Consider the following 18,814-nt stretch of genomic DNA (forward strand, 5'->3'; position numbering starts at 1 on the left):
TTGTTATTCGAACAGGGAGGCCAGCGCGCGGCGGCGCCAGAACTTGCGCAGGTCGCCGCGCGTCGCGTGCAGCGTTACGGAACTCGTGTCGCCGCACAGCGTGAAATCGACGCTCGCGAGCTCGCCGCTCTGCAGTGCGGCGAGGGCCGGCGCGAACCAGTCGCGCTCGAGCGCGGCGAGTCCGTCGTGCCAGCGCGCCCAGTCCTGCGCGATGAACGGGGTGGTCAGCGCCGGCAGTTCGACGAGCGTCGCGCCATCGGCGGCGGGCAGCGTGCCGAACGCGGCAGGCGGCGCACCGGCGTCGGCGTGCGCGGCGCGCGCGAGGCCGAGCGCCGAGGGCGAGGCCGACAGCACGCGCGCGAACGGCTTGCCGACCGGCTTCAGCGTGCCTTGCGCATGGAACCAGATCGAATTGACGGCCGGCAGGCCACGCGCCTCGCGGGCCTCGTTGACCGGGTGCTGGAACCACGCCATCTGCACTTCGTTCTGCAGCTTCATCCACATCCGCGAGCGCTCGCCCGTATGTGCCTCGTGCGGCAGCCAGATCTCGATGTTGCGGCCGCTCGCGCGCAGCGGCGCGGCGCCGGCGAGGCGGACGAGCTGCTCGCTCGACAGATACCAGCGTGACGGGTTCGGGGCCTCGAGCCGGACGCCGAGTTCCTCGATCAGCGGCCGCGCGACCGCGAGCAGCGCGGCTGCGTCTCCGTCGTCGAGCGCGAGGGCCGCCGGATCGACGAGCACCAGGTGATCGTGCGCGATTTCGACGTGGACGGGCTCGACGCAGGCCCACGCGTGTGCGCCGGGGTCGCCGCCGTCCGCCAGCAGCATGTAGGGCGCGAGCGGCGCCTCGTCGGCGGCGTTGCCGTGGGTTGCGCCGAACTGGCGGGCCAGCCAGCGCTCGTGTGGCAGCGTGCGCTGGAAGTCCTCGCCGGTCACGCGCTCGACGAGGCTCGCGCGGGCGAGCAACTTTTCGAGCGCGGGGCTGTCCAGCGTGTGCAGGGACGAGGCCGCGTCGGCCGCCGACGGCAGCGCGAACGGAACGAGAAAATGGAGGCGTCGGTCGTGCATGATGGTGCGCATTGTATGGCAAACTGCGCGCGTGATCGGGCCGGCTGACGGCCCGTTCGCGTCCGGCGGCCGTTTTTCGACCGTGCCCGGGCCGGTGGCCGCCACCGGGCGGCGGTCCGGCTGCGGGGCGCCTCCCCGCCGTAACCAGCAGAAAGGATTCGCTTGAAACTTCCGTACGAATGGCAGATCGGCTGGCGCTACACGCGCGCCGGCAAACGCACGACCGGTAACGGCTTCATTTCCTTCATCGCGCTCGTGTCGATGCTCGGGATCGCGCTCGGCGTCGCCGCGCTGATCGTCGTGCTGTCGGTAATGAACGGCTTCCAGAAGGAAGTGCGCGACCGCATGCTGTCGGTGCTCGCGCACGTCGAGGTGTTCTCGCCGACGGGTTCGATGCCCGACTGGCAACTGACCGCGCAGGAAGCGCGCCGCAATCCGTCGGTGATCGGCGCGGCGCCGTACGTCGACGCGCAGGCGCTGCTGACCCGCCAGGACGCGGTGAGCGGCGTGATGCTGCGCGGCGTCGAGCCGACGCTCGAGCCGCAGGTGTCGGACATCGGCAAGGACATGAAGGCGGGCCAGCTCGGCGCGCTCGTGCCGGGCCAGTTCGGCATCGTGCTCGGCGATGCGCTCGCGGGCAACCTCGGCGTGACGGTCGGCGACAAGGTCACGCTGGTCGCGCCGGAAGGGTCGATCACGCCGGCCGGCATGATGCCGCGGCTGAAGCAGTTCACGGTGGTCGGCGTGTTCGAGTCGGGCCACTACGAATACGACAGCACGCTCGCGATGATCAACATCCGCGACGCCGAGGCACTATTCCGGATGACGGCGCCGACCGGCGTGCGGCTGCGGCTGAAGGACATGCAGCAGGCGCCGCAGGTTGCGGTCGAGCTGTCGCATACGCTGTCGGGCAGCCTGTACATCCGCGACTGGACGCAGCAGAACAAGACGTGGTTCTCGGCCGTGCAGATCGAGAAGCGAATGATGTTCATCATCCTCACGCTGATCATCGCGGTGGCCGCGTTCAACCTCGTGTCGTCGCTCGTGATGACGGTGACCAACAAGCAGGCCGACATCGCGATCCTGCGCACGCTCGGCGCGCAGCCGGGGTCGATCATGAAGATCTTCGTCGTGCAGGGCGTGACGATCGGCTTCGTCGGCACGGCGTCCGGCGTCGCGCTCGGCTGCCTGATCGCCTGGAGCATCCCGTGGCTGATCCCGATGATCGAGCATCTGTTCGGCGTGCAGTTCCTGCCGCCGTCCGTGTACTTCATCAGCGAGCTGCCGTCCGAACTCGTCGCGAGCGACGTGATCCGGATCGGGCTGATCGCGTTCGCGCTGTCGGCGGTCGCGACACTCTATCCGAGCTGGCGCGGCGCGAAGGTGAAGCCGGCGGAGGCGCTTCGCTATGAATGATCGCGCGACCGCATTCGCGGATTCACGACAACACAACAGACAGGATTCGGCAGGTATGCAGGAATACGTGCTTCAGGCGCGCGGGATCACGAAGGCGTTCGTGCAGGGCGGCTTCAACGTGCAGGTGCTCAACAATACCGAGTTGACGGTACGGCGCGGCGAGAAGCTCGCGGTCGTCGGTGCGTCGGGTTCCGGCAAGAGCACGCTGCTGCATGTGCTGGGCGGGCTCGACGAGCCGAGCGCGGGCGAGGTGTCGCTGCTCGGCAAGCCGTTTACGCAACTTGCCGAGCGCGAGCGCAACGAACTGCGCAACCGTGCGCTCGGCTTCGTGTACCAGTTTCATCACCTGCTCCCCGAGTTCACCGCGCTCGACAACGTCGCGATGCCGCTGCGCATCCGCCGGATGACGACCGAGGACGCACGCGAGCAGGCCCAGGCGATGCTCGAGCGCGTCGGTCTCGGCCCGCGTGCGAAGCACCGTCCGGGCGAGCTGTCGGGCGGCGAGCGGCAACGCGTCGCGATCGCGCGCGCGCTGGTCACGAAGCCCGCGTGCGTGCTCGCCGACGAGCCGACCGGCAACCTCGACGGCACGACGGCCGATACAGTGTTCAACCTGATGCTCGAACTGTCCGAGACGCTCGAAACGAGCTTCGTGATCGTCACGCACGATCCCGATCTCGCCGCGCGCTGCGACCGCATCATGCGGCTGCGCGACGGCGTGCTGCACGAGGAGCCGGCGCTGCCGGTGTAAGAAGCGAACGCGCTTGGCCGGCTGCCGGGTTCGTCCCCGTGCGGCGCCAGGGCGCAGGACTGCCGCCATGTGGATCGACACGCACTGCCATCTCGATGCCGCCGAGTTCGACGCCGACCGCGACGCGGTCGCGCACGCGGCGCGCGCGGCCGGCGTGTCGCGCATCGTGATCCCGAGCGTCGGGCGCGACAACTTCACGACGGTGCGCGAGCTCGCGCAACGCACGCCGGGCGCGGCCTATGCGCTCGGCATCCATCCGATGTATACGCCACGCGCACGCGACGAGGATCTCGACCTGCTGCGCATGGAGATCGAGGCGAGCCTCGACGATCCGCGCTTTGTCGCGATCGGCGAGATCGGGCTCGACTATTTCGTGCCGGGGCTCGACGAAGACCGGCAGCAGTTCTTTTACCAGGGGCAACTCAAGCTCGCGCGCGAATTCGACTTGCCCGTGCTGTGCCATGTGCGCAAGTCGCAGGATCGTGTGCTCGCCGGGCTGCGCCGTTTCGGCGTGCGGCGCGGCATCGCGCATGCGTTCAACGGCAGTTTCCAGCAGGCCGAAGCGTATCTCGCGCACGGGCTGCATCTCGGCTTCGGCGGCAACGTGACCTTCACGCGTGCGCTGCAGATCCGCCGGCTCGCGGCGCAGTTGCCGCTCGAGGCGATCGTCGTCGAGACGGACGCACCCGACATCGCGCCCGAATGGGCCTACAAATCCCGCAACTCGCCCGACCAGGTGCCGCGCATCGGCGACGCGCTTGCCGAATTGCGCGGGATCGACGCCAGTTCACTTGGCCTATCCACTTCGGCTAACGCGCTCGTCGCGTTGCCGCGACTCGCACTTTCGTCCGCATAATCGTTGCCGGAAGGCGCCGTATTCTCTATGGCGGTGCCGGGTCGACGAGGAGGGGCGATGCGCGTGTGGTGGATCGCGTTCGCGCTCGGCGTGGTCGTACTGCAGCGGCAGGCGGCGCTGCCGGGTGCGCTCGCATGGACGATCGGAGCGGCCGTGCTCGCGGGCTGCGTGGTGCTGGGCGCGTGGAGCATGCGCCGCCGGCGCACGCGTACGACCGTCGCGTTCGGACGGATGCTGTGCGCGCTCGCGGCCTGCGTCGTCGGGTTCGGCTATGCGGCCGCGCGGGCCGAATGGCGGTTGGCCGACAGCCTGCCCGTCGAGTGGGAAGGGCGCGACATCGTCGTCACGGGCGTGATTCGAGGGCTGCCCGTGGTCGACGAGACAGGCGCGCGGCTGCTGTTCGCGGTCGAGTCGAACGATGCGGGGCTGGCCCGCTTTCCGCCGTTGATCAGGCTGTCGTGGCGTGCCTATGGCGCAGGAGCGGCACGCGACGCGCTGCCCGATCTGCGCGCCGCACAGCGCTGGCGTTTCGTCGTGCGCCTGAAGCGCCCGCATGCCGAGGCCAATCCCGGCGTGCGCGACAGCGAGGCGGCGTGGCTTGCCGCAGGCATTCGCGCGATCGGGTATGTCAGCGCGCCCCGGCGGGCGGTATTGCTCGATGCGTGCGCATCGGGATGGCGTGCGTCGATCGATCGGCTGCGCGACGCGCTGCGCGCACGTATCGGCGAGACGCTGGGAGACGACGCGGGTCATCGCGGCATCGTCGCCGCGCTCGCGATCGGCGATCAGTCCGGCATTGGCGACGACGACTGGCGTGTGCTGCGCAGCACGGGCACGAGCCACCTGGTCGCGATCTCGGGTCTGCATGTCGGGCTCGTCGGCGCGATCGCGGGCGGGCTCGTGTCGATGGTCTGGCGCCGTCTGCGCTGGCGCGCACGGGCCGCGACCCTCGTGCTGCCGGCACCGTACGCGGCCGCGCTCGCCGCGCTGGCGGCCGCGGCCGGCTACGCGGCGCTTGCCGGCTTCAACGTGCCGGCGCAGCGCGCGTGGTGGATGATCGCGGCCGGCGGCATCGCGTACCTGGCCGGGCGCAGCGTACCGGCTTCCGCAGTGCTGTGCACGGCGCTCGGCGGCGTGCTGCTTGCCGACCCGTGGGCCGTGCTGTCGGCCGGATTCTGGTTGTCGTTCGGGGCGGTTGCCGTGATCCTGCTGGCCGTCGCCGGCTGGCGGGCCGCGCGCGAGGCCGATGCGCAAAGCGAGGAGGACGCCGGCGCGGCCGGTTTGTCGAGCCGATTGCGTGCGTGGGGTGCACGCGCCGGGCGCCGTATCGCCGAGGCCACGCGCGTGCAGTACGCGGTGACGATCGGTCTCGCGCCGTTGACGGCCGCATGGTTCGCGCAGATGTCCCTGTCGGGACCGTTCGGCAATGCGTTCGCGATTCCCTGGGTCAGCTCGGTCGTCACGCCGGTCGTGCTGACCGGCATCGCGCTGCCCGCACCGCTCGATGCGTACGCGTTCCGGCTTGCGCATGCGGCGCTCGAACCGATGATGACGCTGCTCGGGCACCTCGCCGACTGGCCGGCCGGCGTGTTCTGGCTGCGCATGCCCGACTGGCCGGTACTCGCGCTTGCGTGCGTGGGCGTCGCATGGGTGCTGATGCCGCGCGGCTGGCCGTTGCGCTGGGCGGCGCCGCTCACGTGGCTGCCGCTCGTCGCGCCGGCATCCGATGCGCCGCCGCCGGGTGGCTTCCGGCTCACCGTGCTCGACGTCGGGCAGGGCGCGTCGGTGCTGGTGGAGACCGCGCGGCGAACCTTGCTGTTCGATGCCGGGCCGGGAGCGGAGTCGACTCATGCCGGCGCACGGATCGTCGCGCCGGCATTGCGGGCACGCGGCATCGCGGTGATCGATTCTCTCGTGCTCAGTCACGCGGATGCCGATCACGCGGGCGGCGCACCGGCCGTCTATGCGGCGGCCGACGTGCGCCAGTTGCTGGCCGGCATCCCGCCGAAGAGCCGGCTGTGGCGCGAGGCGGCGGCCGCCGGCGTGGCCGACCGTCTGCCGTGCGCGACCGGGCAGCGCTGGACCTGGGATGGCGTCGTCTTCACGATGCTCTGGCCATCGGGCGGCCCGGGGACGGGCGCGTCGAACGGGCAATCGTGCGTGCTGCGCATCGATGCGGGCGGCACGTCCGCGCTGTTGACGGGGGACATCGAGGCACGCGCCGAACGCCAGCTCGTGGACGCCGCACGCGACGCGCTGGCCGCGCAGATCCTGGTCGTTCCGCACCACGGCAGCCGCACGTCGTCGGTCGAGCCTTTCCTCGATTCGGTCGGGCCGCGCGTCGCAGTATTTCCTGTAGGCTATCGCAATCGTTTCGGGCATCCGCACCGCACGGTTCTCGCCCGTTACGCGGCGCGCGGGATTCCGTTGCCGCGCACCGATCGAGATGGCGCGGTGCGGTTCGACGTCGCGCCGGCCGACGGCGGGTTTGCGTTCGAGCGTCATCGTGACGTTCGGCGACGGTACTGGATGGATCGGTGAGCGCGGCGAGAGCCGGCGTATCGGGAAACGAGGCCAGGGCTCCGCGCACGATGCCGAAGCATGGGCCCGGCAGGCCGCGAAGCATAAGACCGGAGTAAGCGCTAAAGCACTAACCCCGGCCGACAGCGAAGCATGGGGGCGAGAGTCAGTGCTGAAGCGCCAACTCCCGCCAACAGCGAAGCATAAGACCGGAGTAGGCACTCAAGCAACCACTCCGGTCGACAAAGGAGACATCGGCGTTTGAAGGACATCCTCCATTTCTCGCATGCGAACGGCTTTCCGGCGTCGACGTACAGGACGATCTTCGCCGAACTGGCCGACGACTACGAGCTGCGCTACATCGAACGGATCGGCCACGACCGCCGCTACCCGGTGACGCGCGACTGGCCGCATCTCGTCGAGCAACTGCTCGACGACATCGGCAGCCGCTACGAGCGTCCCGTCTGGCTCGTCGGCCATTCGCTCGGCGGCTACCTGTCGCTGATGGCTGCGCTGAAGAAGCCGCAATGGGTGCGCGGCGTCGTGATGATCGATTCGCCGATCATCGCGGGCTGGCGCGCCGGCGCATTGCGTGCGAGCCAGTGGGCGGGGCTCGACGAGCGGCTGTCGCCGGCGGCCGCGACGCGCAACCGGCGCACGCGCTGGGCGAGCCGCGACGAAGCCTGGCGGCACTTCCGCGAGAAACCGGCGTTCGCGCGTTGGGACGAACGGATGCTGGCCGACTACATCGACTACGGGATTCCTCAAGCCGGCGCCGACGGCGAGCGGGCGCTCGCGTTCGACCGGCAGGTCGAATACCTGATCTACCGGACGCTGCCGCACACGCTCGGCCCGCGGCTCGCGCGCGGCGCGCCGGTGCCGCTCGGTTTTCTCGCCGGCACGCGGTCGCGCGAGGTGCGCCAGGTCGGGCTCGATGCGACGCGCCGCGCGGCGCGCGGCCGCGTCGAATGGCTGGAAGGCAGTCACCTGTTCCCGATGGAGCGGCCGCTCGAGACCGCCCGCGCATTGCAGCGGATGCTGAATTCGCTGAAGGCGGTCGAGGGTGAAGTGTCACAGGGCGCCACCCCGCTCGCGAAGCGCGCCTGACGCGCGATGCGGCGGCCGGGCGCGCGCCCCGGCACGCACGGTTGCACCGGCCGGCGGGCGGCTTGGCCCCGGCGCGCACGGCCGGTTCGGGTGGGCGGGAAAGGGCGCGATCATCGAGTCAATTGCTGAGAGAAGGGCGGGCTTTACGGTATAATCCGTTTTTCCCGCGAGCATCCAGCGATGACCAAATATGTTTTCGTCACCGGCGGCGTAGTTTCTTCCCTTGGCAAGGGTATTGCCGCCGCTTCCCTCGCCGCGATCCTTGAATCGCGCGGTCTGAAAGTCACCCTCCTCAAACTCGATCCCTACATCAACGTCGACCCCGGCACGATGAGCCCGTTCCAGCACGGGGAAGTGTTCGTGACGGAAGATGGAGCGGAGACCGACCTCGACCTCGGCCACTATGAGCGCTTCATCAGCACGAAGATGCGCAAGGCCAACAACTTCACGACCGGCCAGATCTACGAATCGGTGATCCGCAAGGAACGCCGCGGCGACTATCTCGGCAAGACCGTGCAGGTCATTCCGCACATCACGAACGAAATCCAGGCGTTCATCGAGCGTGGGGCCGCGTCGGCCACCTGCGGTGAGCCGGACGTCGCGATCGTCGAGATCGGCGGCACGGTCGGCGACATCGAATCGCTGCCGTTCCTGGAAGCCGCGCGCCAGATGAGCCTGCGCCTCGGCCGCAACAGCGCGTGCTTCGTGCACCTGACGCTGGTGCCGTACGTCGCGACGGCCGGCGAGCTGAAGACGAAGCCGACCCAGCACAGCGTGCAGAAGTTGCGCGAGATCGGCATTCTGCCGCACGTGCTGCTGTGCCGTGCGGACCGCCGCATTCCGGACGACGAATCGAAGAAGATCTCGATGTTCTCGAACGTGCCGGAAGACGCCGTGATCTCGGTGTGGGACGCCGACAGCATCTACAAGATTCCGCAGATGCTGCACGACCAGGGCCTCGATCGCATCATTTGCGAGGAACTGAAGCTGTCGCCGAAGGACGCCGACCTGACCATGTGGTCGGAGCTCGTCGAGAAGCTCGAGAACCCGAAGCACGAAGTGACGATCGGCATGGTCGGCAAGTATGTCGACCTGACCGAGTCGTACAAGTCGCTGATCGAAGCGCTGCGCCATGCATCGCTGCACACGTCGACCAAGGTCAACATCGAGTACATCGACTCGGAAGAGATCGAGACGAACGGTGTCGACAGCCTGAAGCACCTCGACGCCGTGCTGGTGCCGGGCGGTTTCGGCCGTCGCGGCACGGAAGGCAAGATCGCTGCGATCCGCTATGCGCGTGAAGCCAAGGTGCCGTATCTCGGCATCTGCCTCGGCATGCAGCTCGCGGTGATCGAGTTCGCGCGCGACGTCGTCGGCCTGAAGCAGGCGAACAGCACGGAATTCGAACCGGATACGCCGGAACGCGTGGTCGCGCTGATCACCGAGTGGTACGACCGCGACGGCAAGGTCGAGACGCGCACCGAGGAATCCGATCTCGGCGGCACGATGCGCCTGGGTTCGCAGCGCTGCCCGATCAAGCCGGGCACGATGGCGGAAGAAATCTATGGCAAGGACGTGAACGAGCGCCATCGCCACCGTTATGAAGTCAATAACCGCTTCGTGCCCCAGCTCGAAGCCGGCGGCCTTATCATCAGCGCCCGTACCCCGAGCGAGGATCTGCCGGAAATGATGGAATTGCCGCGTTCGATGCACCCGTGGTTCGTCGGCGTCCAGTTCCACCCGGAATTCACGTCCACCCCGCGTGACGGTCATCCCCTCTTCAAGTCGTTCGTCGAAGCTGCGCTTGCCAACAAGCAAGCGCGCGGAGTGCAAGCATGAAGCTGTGCGATTTCGAGGTCGGTCTCGACCAGCCTTTCTTCCTGATCGCGGGTACCTGCGTTGTCGAATCGGAGCAAATGACGATCGACACGGCAGGCCGCCTGAAGGAGATCTGCGCGAAGCTGAACGTTCCGTTCATCTACAAGTCGTCGTATGACAAGGCGAACCGCAGCTCGGGCAAGTCGTTTCGGGGCCTTGGAATGGACGAGGGCCTGCGGATTCTTTCCGAGGTGAAGCGCCAGCTCGGCCTGCCGGTGTTGACCGACGTGCACTCGATCGAAGAGATCGAGCAGGTCGCGTCGGTGGTCGACGTGCTGCAGACGCCGGCCTTCCTGTGCCGCCAGACCGATTTCATCCATGCGTGCGCACGCTCGGGCAAGCCCGTCAACATCAAGAAGGGCCAGTTTCTCGCGCCGCACGACATGAAGAACGTGATCGACAAGGCGCGCGAAGCGGCGCGTGAAGCGGGGCTGTCGGAAGACCGCTTCATGGCGTGCGAGCGCGGTGTCTCGTTCGGCTACAACAATCTGGTGTCGGACATGCGTTCGCTCGCGATCATGCGCGAGACGGGCGCTCCGGTCGTGTTCGATGCGACCCACTCGGTGCAGCTGCCGGGCGGGCAGGGCACGAGCTCGGGCGGCCAGCGCGAATTCGTGCCGGTGCTCGCACGTGCGGCGGTCGCGACGGGCGTCGCGGGCCTGTTCATGGAGACGCACCCGAATCCGGCCGAAGCAAAGTCGGACGGCCCGAACGCGGTGCCGCTGAACCGGATGGGTGCGCTGCTGGAGACCCTCGTCACGCTCGACCAGGCGGTGAAGCGCAATCCGTTCCTGGAAAACGATTTCAATTAAAGATCGAATGAACCTTGCGACGGCTTCGCGCGTCAGTAGCGAAAGCGGTTCAGGCGCGCGCGCCGTTGCAGTTTGAAGAATCCATCGTCATTCTCAGAGGAAACCCATGAGTGCAATCGTAGATATCATCGGCCGCGAGATTCTGGATTCGCGCGGCAACCCCACCGTCGAATGCGACGTGCTGCTCGAATCGGGCACGATGGGCCGCGCGGCGGTGCCGTCGGGCGCGTCCACCGGCTCGCGTGAAGCGATCGAACTGCGCGACGGCGAAGCCGGCCGCTACAACGGCAAGGGTGTGCTGAAGGCAGTCGAGCATATCAACACCGAAATCTCCGAAGCCATCATGGGCCTCGACGCGTCGGAACAGGCGTTCCTCGACAAGACGCTGCTCGAGCTGGACGGCACCGACAACAAGTCGCGCCTCGGCGCGAACGCGATGCTGGCCGTGTCGATGGCCGTCGCGAAGGCAGCCGCCGAAGAGGCAGGCCTGCCGCTGTACCGCTACTTCGGCGGCTCGGGCGCAATGCAACTGCCGGTGCCGATGATGAACATCGTCAACGGCGGCGCGCACGCGAACAACAGCCTCGACATCCAGGAATTCATGATCGTCCCGGTGAGCCAGCCGACGTTCCGTGAGGCCCTGCGTTGCGGCGCTGAAGTATTCCACGCACTGAAGAAGATCCTGAGCGACCGCGGCATGAGCACGGCAGTCGGCGACGAAGGCGGCTTCGCGCCGAACTTCGGCAGCAACGACGAGTGCCTGTCGACGATCCTGCAGGCGATCGAGAAGGCCGGCTACCGTGCAGGCGAAGACGTGCTGCTCGCGCTCGACTGCGCGGCATCCGAGTTCTACCACGACGGCAAGTACCAGCTCGCGGGCGAAGGCCTGCAACTGTCGTCGGCCGAATTCACCGATTACCTCGCGACGCTCGCCGACAAGTTCCCGATCGTGTCGATCGAGGACGGCATGCACGAAAGCGACTGGGAAGGCTGGAAGCTGCTGACCGATCGCCTCGGCAAGAAGGTTCAGCTGGTCGGCGACGATCTGTTCGTCACGAACACGCGCATCCTGAAGGAAGGCATCGAGAAGGGCATCGCGAACTCGATCCTCATCAAGATCAACCAGATCGGTACGCTGACCGAAACGTTCGCGGCAATCGAAATGGCGAAGCGCGCAGGCTACACGGCCGTGATCTCGCACCGCTCGGGCGAAACGGAAGATTCGACGATCGCGGACATCGCGGTCGGCCTGAACGCCGGTCAGATCAAGACGGGTTCGCTGTCGCGCAGCGACCGTATTTCGAAGTACAACCAGCTGCTGCGCATCGAGGAAGATCTCGGCGACATCGCAAGCTACCCGGGTAAATCGGCTTTCTATAACCTGCGCTAACGCGCTACTATCGGGTTCGTCATATCGACGCCGCTCTGTGCATGTGCGCGGAGCGGCGCTTCTTATATCTGCGGTTCTTACATGCGGCTTGTAACTGTCGTCCTGATTGCCTTGCTGGCGCTCATTCAGTACCCCCTATGGTGGGGACACGGCGGCTGGCTGCGGGTGCATGAATTGCGTCAGCAGCTCGACGACCAGCTCCAGAAGAACGCGGACGAGAAGCTGCGCAACGAGCGCACCGCAGGCGAAGTGCAGGATCTGCAGAGCGGCACCGCGGCCATCGAAGAGCGCGCGCGCTACGAGATGGGCATGGTGAAGGACGGCGAGGTATTCGTGCAGTTCGTGTCGCCGAATGCGCCTGCCGCACCGCTGAACAACACGCCGTCGAATACGTCGACGCGCGGTGCCGTATCGGCGGCACCGGTGCGTGTCGTGCCGAATCCGCAGTCGATCGCGAAGCCGTCGCGGCATCATGGCGGCGACAAGGGCAAGGCCGCGCATCACTGAGCACGATGGCTCGAATCCATTGAAAAAGCGCGGGAAATGCCGCGCTTTTTTATTTCCTGCTGGTAGTCAATCGGCTGAGCGATGCACGCTCACCACCACCATCCCGGGTAGCCGTAGCTGATGCCCGTGCCCCAGCGATTGCCCCATCCGCCGTAATACCCGCCGTAGACGGTCACGGGCGGCGGCGAGTAATAGGCCCACGCGCGCGCGGCGGCCTCGGCTGCCATCGCGTTGTTCTGTTCGCGCAGCACCTGCTGGTCGATCTCGTCATAGCGCTTGCGTTCGGCGCTCGACAGTGCGGGCTGCTGGCCGCCCGATGCAGCGGGTTCGGGCAGGCGGCTCAGGATCGTGGAAGTCGGCGGCGGCATCGCGCAGCCGGCAAGCGCGAGCGTGCCGGCGGCAATGCTCGTCAGGACGATGGTGCGAAACGGTCGATGAAGCGGGCGATTCATGTGTTTCTCCTGCAGCGCGCCGACGACGGGAAGCGGCTTGCGCCGAAGTGCGCGACTTCGGCGCCGGGGCCGTGCGTGCGACGCTCGTGCATGATTATGCGCCCGCGCCCGGACGGCGGGCATCGGGCTCCTGCTCAGTGGCGCTGCTCGGTCGCGGGCGCGATGCCCGTCTCGACGCCGGGTGCCGCGAACAGCTGCGCAACGTCGACCGGATCGAATTCATAGCGCTGATTGCAGAACTCGCAATGGATCTCGACGTGGCCGCGCTCGACGATCACGCTGTCGACTTCTTCACGGCCGAGCATGCGCAGCATCGCACCGACCTTCTCGCGCGAGCACGAGCACTGGAAGCGCGTGCCGGCCGGTTCGAAGTGCTGCACGTTCTCCTGCCAGAATAGCCGGCGGAACACGACTTCCGGTTCGACCTCAAGCAGTTCCTGCGCGGACAGCGTGCCGCCTAGCGTGCAGACGCGCTCCCACGTATCGATATCGGTTTCGGCGTTACGCGGCACGATGCCGCCGTCGCCCGGCAGCTTCTGCAGCAGCATCCCGACCGCGCGGTCGCGATCGGCCGCGAGCCACATCCGCGTGTCGAGCTGCTCCGAGTGATGCATGTAGTGCTCGAGCACCTGCGAGACGGATTCGAGCGGGCCGTCGACGCCGTTCAGCGGCACGATGCCCTGGTATGGCTGCTGGCCCGGCAGCTTGTCGGCCGGGTCGAGCGTGATCACGCAGCGGCCGTGACCGCTCGCATTGACGAGCGACGCGAAGCGCGTGTCGTCGCCGATCGTCTGGGCGGCCTCGCCGGCGAACTTCGCGGTGGCCCGCATCGACAGATCCGAACCGCACTGGACGACCAGCATCTGGACCGGCCCGTCGCCGAAGATCTGCATGATCAGGGTGCCGTTGAATTTCAGGTTCGCGGACAGCAGCGCGCACGCGGCCATCATCTCGCCGAGCACCGTGCGCACGGGGGCGGGGTAGTCGCGGCGGGAGAGCACTTCCTGCCACGTATTGCGCAGCGAAACGATCTCGCCGCGCACGGGCGCCGCATTGAACATGAATTTCTGTAACTGGTCGCTCACTCTTCTTCCTTGAAATCCGTGCGAATCACCCGATCCGCACGAGTTGCTCCTTGAAATGCGCACGCCGCTCGACGTAGGTCTTCGCGTTCGTGCGCAGTCGCGCAATGTCTTCCGCCGACAGCTCGCGCACGACTTTCGCCGGTGCGCCGAGAATCAGCGAGTTGTCCGGGAACGTCTTGCCTTCCGTCACGACCGCGCCGGCACCGACCAGACAGTTGCGGCCGATCACCGCTCCATTCAAGACCACCGCCTGGATACCGACCAGCGAGCCTTCGCCGATCGTGCAGCCGTGCAGCATGGCCTGGTGCCCGATCGTCACGTTGTCGGCGATCGTCAGCGGAAAGCCGGGATCCGTGTGCAGGACCGCACCTTCCTGGACGTTGCTGCCTGCACCGACGCTAATCGTCTCGTTGTCGCCGCGAATCGTCGCGCCGAACCAGACGCTCGCGTTCTCCTCGAGCACGACCTTGCCGATGATGGCCGCCGTATCGGCGACGAATACGCTTTCGTGGATCGTCGGGGCCGTATCGCCCAGCTTGTAGATCGTCACGGAGTCTCCTTGTCTCTTCGATGAAGGGCGCCGGTAGAATGGCGCGTCTGGTTTCCCCGGCGCATTCGCATGCGCCGCGGAACAATCGCCTATTGTAAACCGTCGCGTGCATGCGCTCCCGCGATGCGCGCGCAGGGTGTCCCCGTTTATGAGCATGGAGTCTTCTTCTTCCGGTAACGCGCGTGCCTGCGTGCGTCGCGCCGCGCTTGCCGCGCTGCGTGACGCCGAGCCCGCGACCAAGGCCGCACAGGTGCGCGCGCTCCACGATGCACTGCTGGCCGGGCAGGCGGCGATCGCCCCGTCGCTCGCATTGCCCGAGCCGGCCGATCTGCCCGGGCGCCCGGCGCGGCCGCCGCTCGTCGAGCCGCGCCAGCTCGAGCGACGCAGCATGCGTTCGCCCGAAGGGCGCGCCGTGCTGCTGCACGCGCTTGCCCATATCGAATTCAATGCGATCAATCTGGCGCTCGACGCGGTCTGGCGGTTCGCGGGCCTGCCGGATGCGTTTTATGCGGACTGGCTGAAGGTCGCGGCCGAGGAGGCCTATCACTTCACGCTGCTGTCCGACCGGCTGGCGGCATTCGGGCATGCGTACGGCGATTTTCCCGCGCACAACGGCCTGTGGGAGATGTGCGAACGGACCAAGGGCGATGTGCTGGCGCGCATGGCGCTTGTGCCGCGCACGCTCGAGGCCCGCGGGCTCGATGCTTCGCCGCCGATCCGCGCGCGGCTCGTGCAGGCGGGCGACGAGGCGTCGGCCGCGATCCTCGACGTGATCCTGCGCGACGAGGTCGGTCACGTCGCGATCGGCAACCGCTGGTTCCGGCATCTGTGCGACGAAGCCGGCCGCGATCCGGTGCCGGCCTATCGTCAGCTCGCCGAGCAATACCATGCGCCGCGGCTGCGCGGCCCGTTCAATTTCGATGCGCGTCGCGATGCCGGATTCGAGCAGGCCGAACTCGACGAACTGGCCGCGCTGGACGCCGCGGACGGAAACGCGGCGCGTTAGCCGGATCGTGTCCAGCGGCGTGTCGCCTGCCGCCAGGCCGGCCCGCGCACCCGGCTGATGGCGCTTCCCGGCCGTTTCGTCGGACCTTCGAGCCGCCGCACCGCTAGAGAGGGGACTCGACTGCCGGCCGCCGAAATGGAGGCGGCGCCGCTATAATCGAACGACCATTCTTTTTTCTGGCGGCTGCAATGAGTGCCTCGAGTTCTGTTTCCGATTTCGTCACGGTGCGCGGCGTCCAGCTGCATGTCCGGCGCTGGGGCCGGCCCGATGCGCCGACGCTGTTCATGCTGCACGGCTGGATGGACGTCGCGGCGTCGTTCCAGTTCGTCGTCGATGCACTCGCGGGCGACTGGCAGGTGATCGCGCCCGATGCACGCGGTTTCGGGCTGTCCGACTGGCCGGTCGCCCGGCAGGGCGGCGGTCACTACTGGTTCCACGAATACCTGGGCGACCTCGATGCGCTCATCGACCACTATGCGCCGACCGGCGAAGTCAATCTGGTCGGGCACAGCATGGGCGCGAACGTCGTGTGCCTGTATGCCGGCGCGCGGCCGGAGCGCGTGCGGCGCGTGGTCGATCTCGAGGGTTTCGGGCTGGCGCCCGCGCGGGCCGAACAGGCGCCGCGCCGGCTGCGCGCCTGGCTCGACGAGTTGCGCGAACCGCCGGCCCTGCGTCCTTATGCGTCACTCGACGACGTGGCGGCGCGCCTGACCAAGACCAATCCGCGCCTCGACCCGCGCCGGGCGGCGTTCCTCGCCGCGCACTGGTCGAAGCGCGGCGACGACGGCCTCTACCACCTGCTGGCCGACCCCGCGCACAAGATGCCGGGCCCGCAGTTGTACCGGCTCGACGAAGTGATGGCCACCTGGGCACAGGTACGCGCGAAGGTGCTGCACGTCGAGGCCGTCAATTCGCCGACGCTGGCACATATCGCTGGTGACATCCCGCTGCCGGAATTCAAGGCCCGTTTCAATGCGTTCCCCGACTGGCGCGAGAAGCTCGTCGAAGATGCCGGCCACATGGTGCATCACGACCAGCCCGAGCAGATCGCGGCGCTGATCGAGGCGTTCTGCGCGTAAGCGCACGGCGGCAGCGGCGGAGCAGGCGGGCGGCGCATTGCCGCGTTGCAGTAGAATGAAGCCTTACCTGCCATGCCTACAATGAACGCCGATCTCCACTGCCATTCGAATGTTTCCGACGGGTTGCTGCCGCCTGCCGACGTCGCGCGCCGCGCCCATGCCGGCGGCGTGACCCTGTGGGCGTTGACCGACCACGACGAGATCGGCGGCCAGGCGGCGGCGCGCAGCGAAGCGGAAGCGCTCGGCATGCGCTACCTGAGCGGCGTCGAGATTTCGGTCACGTGGGCGTCGCGCACCGTGCACATCGTCGGCCTGAATGTCGACCCCGCGAATCCGGTGCTGGTCGACGGCCTGTACCGCACGCGCCACGGCCGTGCGGCGCGCGCGGTAGCGATCGGCGAGCAGCTCGCCACGCTCGGCATTCCCGGGGCGTACGAAGGCGCGTTGAAGTATGTGTCGAATCCCGACCTGATCTCGCGCACGCACTTCGCCCGCTTTCTCGTCGAGAACGGTCACGCCACGTCGACGTCCGATGTGTTCGATCGTATGCTCGGCGACGGCAAGCCCGGGTTCGTCCCGCACCGCTGGGCGACGCTGCCCGACGCCGTCACATGGATTCGGGCGGCCGGCGGCGAAGCCGTGGTCGCGCATCCGGGCCGTTACCGCTATACGCCCGTCGAATTCGACGCGTTCTTCGGCGAGTTCATCGATCTGGGCGGCCGCGCGATCGAGGTCGTCACGGGCAGCCACACACCCGACCAGTACCGCGAATACGCGGACGTCGCACGCCGCTTCGGCTTTGAAGCGTCGCGCGGCTCGGATTTCCATGCGCCAGGCGAGGGCCGTGTCGAGCTCGGCAGCCTGCCGCCGTTGCCGCCCGACCTGACGCCGGTCTGGGAGCGCTGGCTCTGACACCGGGCGGCGGCCTGCCACCCGCGTTGCTGTTGGCCGCGCGCACCCGACTTCTCCCCCTTTACGTACCCCCATGTCCCAGTTCTTCAGGATTCATCCGGATAATCCGCAGCCGCGCCTGATCAAGCAGGCCGTGGAAATCGTCAGCAAGGGCGGCGTGATCGCGATGCCGACCGATTCGAGCTATGCGCTCGCTTGCCATCTCGACGACAAGGACGCGGTCGAGCGCGTGCGCCGGATTCGCGGCCTCGACGAGAGGCAGCACCTGTCGCTGCTCGTGCGCGACCTGTCGGAGCTCGCCAACTTCGCGATGGTCGACAACCGCCAGTACCGGCAGATCAAGTCGGTGACGCCGGGCCCGTACGTCTTCATCCTGCAGGCCACGAAGGAAGTGCCGCGCCGGCTGTCGCACCCGTCGCGCAAGACGATCGGGCTGCGCGTGCCCGATCACGCGATTACGCTCGCGTTGCTCGAATCGCTCGGCCAGCCGCTGCTCGGCACGACGCTGATCCTGCCGCCGGACGACGAGCCGCTCAACGATCCCGAAGAAATCCGCATGCGGCTCGAGAAACAGGTCGACCTCGTGATCGACGGCGGCGCATGCCCGCGCGAGCCGTCGACGGTGATCGACCTGACTGGCGACGAACCCGAGCTCGTGCGTGCGGGGCGTGGCGCGCTCGAACCGTTCGGACTCTCGGCGGCGTAAGCGCGCCGTTCCATTTTTTGCGCGAGTGCGCTTGTTACAATAACGCGATATGGATGCTTCCCTGATACAGACCATCGCTGTCTACGCGCTGCCCGTGATCTTCGCGATCACGTTGCACGAGGCCGCGCACGGCTACGCCGCCCGCCTGCTGGGCGACAACACCGCCTACATGATGGGGCGCGTGTCGTTCAACCCGATGCGTCACATCGATCCGCTCGGCACGATCGCGATCCCGCTCGCGATGTATTTCCTGACGGGCGGCGCGTTCCTGTTCGGCTATGCGAAGCCGGTGCCGGTGTCGTTCGGCAACCTGCGCAATCCGCGCTGGGGCAGCCTGTGGGTATCGCTCGCGGGGCCGGCCTGCAACTTCGTGCAGGCGCTGATCTGGGGCGTGCTGACCCTCGTTCTGCCTGCCGTCGGCATCGACGAGCCGTTCTTCACGCGGATGGCGTTTGCGGGCGTCAGCGCGAACCTCGTGCTCGGCGTGCTGAACCTGTTTCCGTTGCCGCCGCTCGACGGCGGCCGCATCCTGGCGGCGCTGCTGCCGACGAAGCAATCGATCGCGCTGTCGCGCATCGAGCCGTACGGTTTCATCATCGTCCTTCTGCTAGTCGCGACGGGCGTACTGACGAACTTCTGGCTGCGCCCGCTCGTCAACGTCGGCTATGCCGTCCTGAGCGCCATCCTGTCCCCATTCGCTTCGCTTCTCTAACGACAAT

Annotated in this window: 18 protein-coding genes; 14 read left to right on the forward strand and 4 right to left on the reverse strand. The window is 67.5% G+C overall.

All coding sequences use genetic code 11. The features are described from left to right. Window positions 1-3: 3 nt before the first annotated feature. Window positions 4-1,068, reverse strand: coding sequence for a regulator (locus LGN17_RS10670; protein WP_226196644.1), 1,065 nt, complete (start codon window positions 1,066-1,068; stop codon window positions 4-6). A gap of 162 nt (window positions 1,069-1,230) precedes the next feature. Between LGN17_RS10670 and LGN17_RS10675 the strand changes: the two genes are divergently transcribed. The 9 genes from LGN17_RS10675 to ftsB all read left to right on the forward strand — a co-directional run bounded on the left by LGN17_RS10675 (window position 1,231) and on the right by ftsB (window position 12,305). Beyond that, window positions 1,231-2,484, forward strand: a complete 1,254-nt coding sequence (locus LGN17_RS10675) for a lipoprotein-releasing ABC transporter permease subunit (protein ID WP_226196647.1) — start codon at window positions 1,231-1,233, stop codon at window positions 2,482-2,484. Beyond that, window positions 2,477-3,235, forward strand: coding sequence for a lipoprotein-releasing ABC transporter ATP-binding protein LolD (lolD, locus tag LGN17_RS10680; protein WP_084636025.1), 759 nt, complete (start codon window positions 2,477-2,479; stop codon window positions 3,233-3,235). Before LGN17_RS10675 ends, lolD begins: the two co-directional genes overlap by 8 nt. 67 nt (window positions 3,236-3,302) lie before the next feature. After that, window positions 3,303-4,091 (forward strand): TatD family hydrolase, encoded by a 789-nt coding sequence (locus LGN17_RS10685; RefSeq protein WP_226196649.1) that lies wholly within the window; start codon window positions 3,303-3,305, stop codon window positions 4,089-4,091. 57 nt (window positions 4,092-4,148) lie between these two features. Continuing rightward, on the forward strand, window positions 4,149-6,632 hold the full coding sequence (locus LGN17_RS10690; RefSeq protein WP_226196651.1) for a DNA internalization-related competence protein ComEC/Rec2: 2,484 nt from the start codon (window positions 4,149-4,151) through the stop codon (window positions 6,630-6,632). 240 nt (window positions 6,633-6,872) lie between these two features. Further along, window positions 6,873-7,718, forward strand: coding sequence for an alpha/beta fold hydrolase (locus LGN17_RS10695; protein ID WP_226196653.1), 846 nt, complete (start codon window positions 6,873-6,875; stop codon window positions 7,716-7,718). A 180-nt stretch (window positions 7,719-7,898) separates the two neighbouring features. Continuing rightward, a complete protein-coding gene (locus LGN17_RS10700) occupies window positions 7,899-9,557 on the forward strand; it encodes a CTP synthase (protein WP_175953495.1) in 1,659 nt (552 codons plus the stop codon). Then, a complete protein-coding gene (gene kdsA, locus LGN17_RS10705; protein WP_226196656.1) occupies window positions 9,554-10,408 on the forward strand; it encodes a 3-deoxy-8-phosphooctulonate synthase in 855 nt (284 codons plus the stop codon). Before LGN17_RS10700 ends, kdsA begins: the two co-directional genes overlap by 4 nt. Window positions 10,409-10,514: 106 nt before the next feature. Then, a complete protein-coding gene (gene eno / locus LGN17_RS10710; protein ID WP_011352544.1) occupies window positions 10,515-11,798 on the forward strand; it encodes a phosphopyruvate hydratase in 1,284 nt (427 codons plus the stop codon). Between the two features lie 81 nt (window positions 11,799-11,879). Next, the gene (ftsB, locus tag LGN17_RS10715) at window positions 11,880-12,305 is read left to right on the forward strand and encodes a cell division protein FtsB (protein WP_043190303.1); all 426 of its coding nucleotides are present in this window, start codon (window positions 11,880-11,882) and stop codon (window positions 12,303-12,305) included. 89 nt (window positions 12,306-12,394) lie between these two features. Here ftsB and LGN17_RS10720 read toward each other — a convergent pair whose 3' ends face one another. From LGN17_RS10720 to LGN17_RS10730, 3 genes are all read right to left on the reverse strand, one after another. Continuing rightward, window positions 12,395-12,757 (reverse strand): hypothetical protein, encoded by a 363-nt coding sequence (locus LGN17_RS10720; RefSeq protein WP_226196658.1) that lies wholly within the window; start codon window positions 12,755-12,757, stop codon window positions 12,395-12,397. 134 nt (window positions 12,758-12,891) lie between these two features. Then, window positions 12,892-13,842, reverse strand: coding sequence for an Hsp33 family molecular chaperone HslO (gene hslO / locus LGN17_RS10725; protein WP_226196661.1), 951 nt, complete (start codon window positions 13,840-13,842; stop codon window positions 12,892-12,894). A 25-nt stretch (window positions 13,843-13,867) separates the two neighbouring features. Then, complete coding sequence (locus LGN17_RS10730) at window positions 13,868-14,392, reverse strand: gamma carbonic anhydrase family protein (protein ID WP_175969450.1); 525 nt, start codon at window positions 14,390-14,392, stop codon at window positions 13,868-13,870. 148 nt (window positions 14,393-14,540) lie between these two features. On the opposite strand from LGN17_RS10730, the gene LGN17_RS10735 reads away from it, so the two are divergent. From LGN17_RS10735 to LGN17_RS10755, 5 genes are all read left to right on the forward strand, one after another. Beyond that, window positions 14,541-15,398, forward strand: a complete 858-nt coding sequence (locus tag LGN17_RS10735; protein WP_226196663.1) for a ferritin-like domain-containing protein — start codon at window positions 14,541-14,543, stop codon at window positions 15,396-15,398. Between the two features lie 188 nt (window positions 15,399-15,586). Further along, the gene (locus LGN17_RS10740) at window positions 15,587-16,477 is read left to right on the forward strand and encodes an alpha/beta fold hydrolase (protein WP_226196666.1); all 891 of its coding nucleotides are present in this window, start codon (window positions 15,587-15,589) and stop codon (window positions 16,475-16,477) included. Window positions 16,478-16,558: 81 nt separating this feature from the next. After that, window positions 16,559-17,389 (forward strand): 3',5'-nucleoside bisphosphate phosphatase, encoded by an 831-nt coding sequence (locus tag LGN17_RS10745; protein WP_226197147.1) that lies wholly within the window; start codon window positions 16,559-16,561, stop codon window positions 17,387-17,389. A gap of 73 nt (window positions 17,390-17,462) precedes the next feature. Further along, entirely contained in the window at window positions 17,463-18,095 is a 633-nt protein-coding gene (locus LGN17_RS10750; RefSeq protein ID WP_175953478.1) for an L-threonylcarbamoyladenylate synthase, read from the forward strand. Window positions 18,096-18,144: 49 nt separating this feature from the next. Then, window positions 18,145-18,807, forward strand: a complete 663-nt coding sequence (locus LGN17_RS10755) for a site-2 protease family protein (RefSeq protein ID WP_226196668.1) — start codon at window positions 18,145-18,147, stop codon at window positions 18,805-18,807. Window positions 18,808-18,814: the final 7 nt, after the last annotated feature.

It is taken from the genome of Burkholderia sp. AU30280 (assembly GCF_020420125.1).
In the GTDB taxonomy this organism is placed as follows: Bacteria; Pseudomonadota; Gammaproteobacteria; order Burkholderiales; family Burkholderiaceae; genus Burkholderia.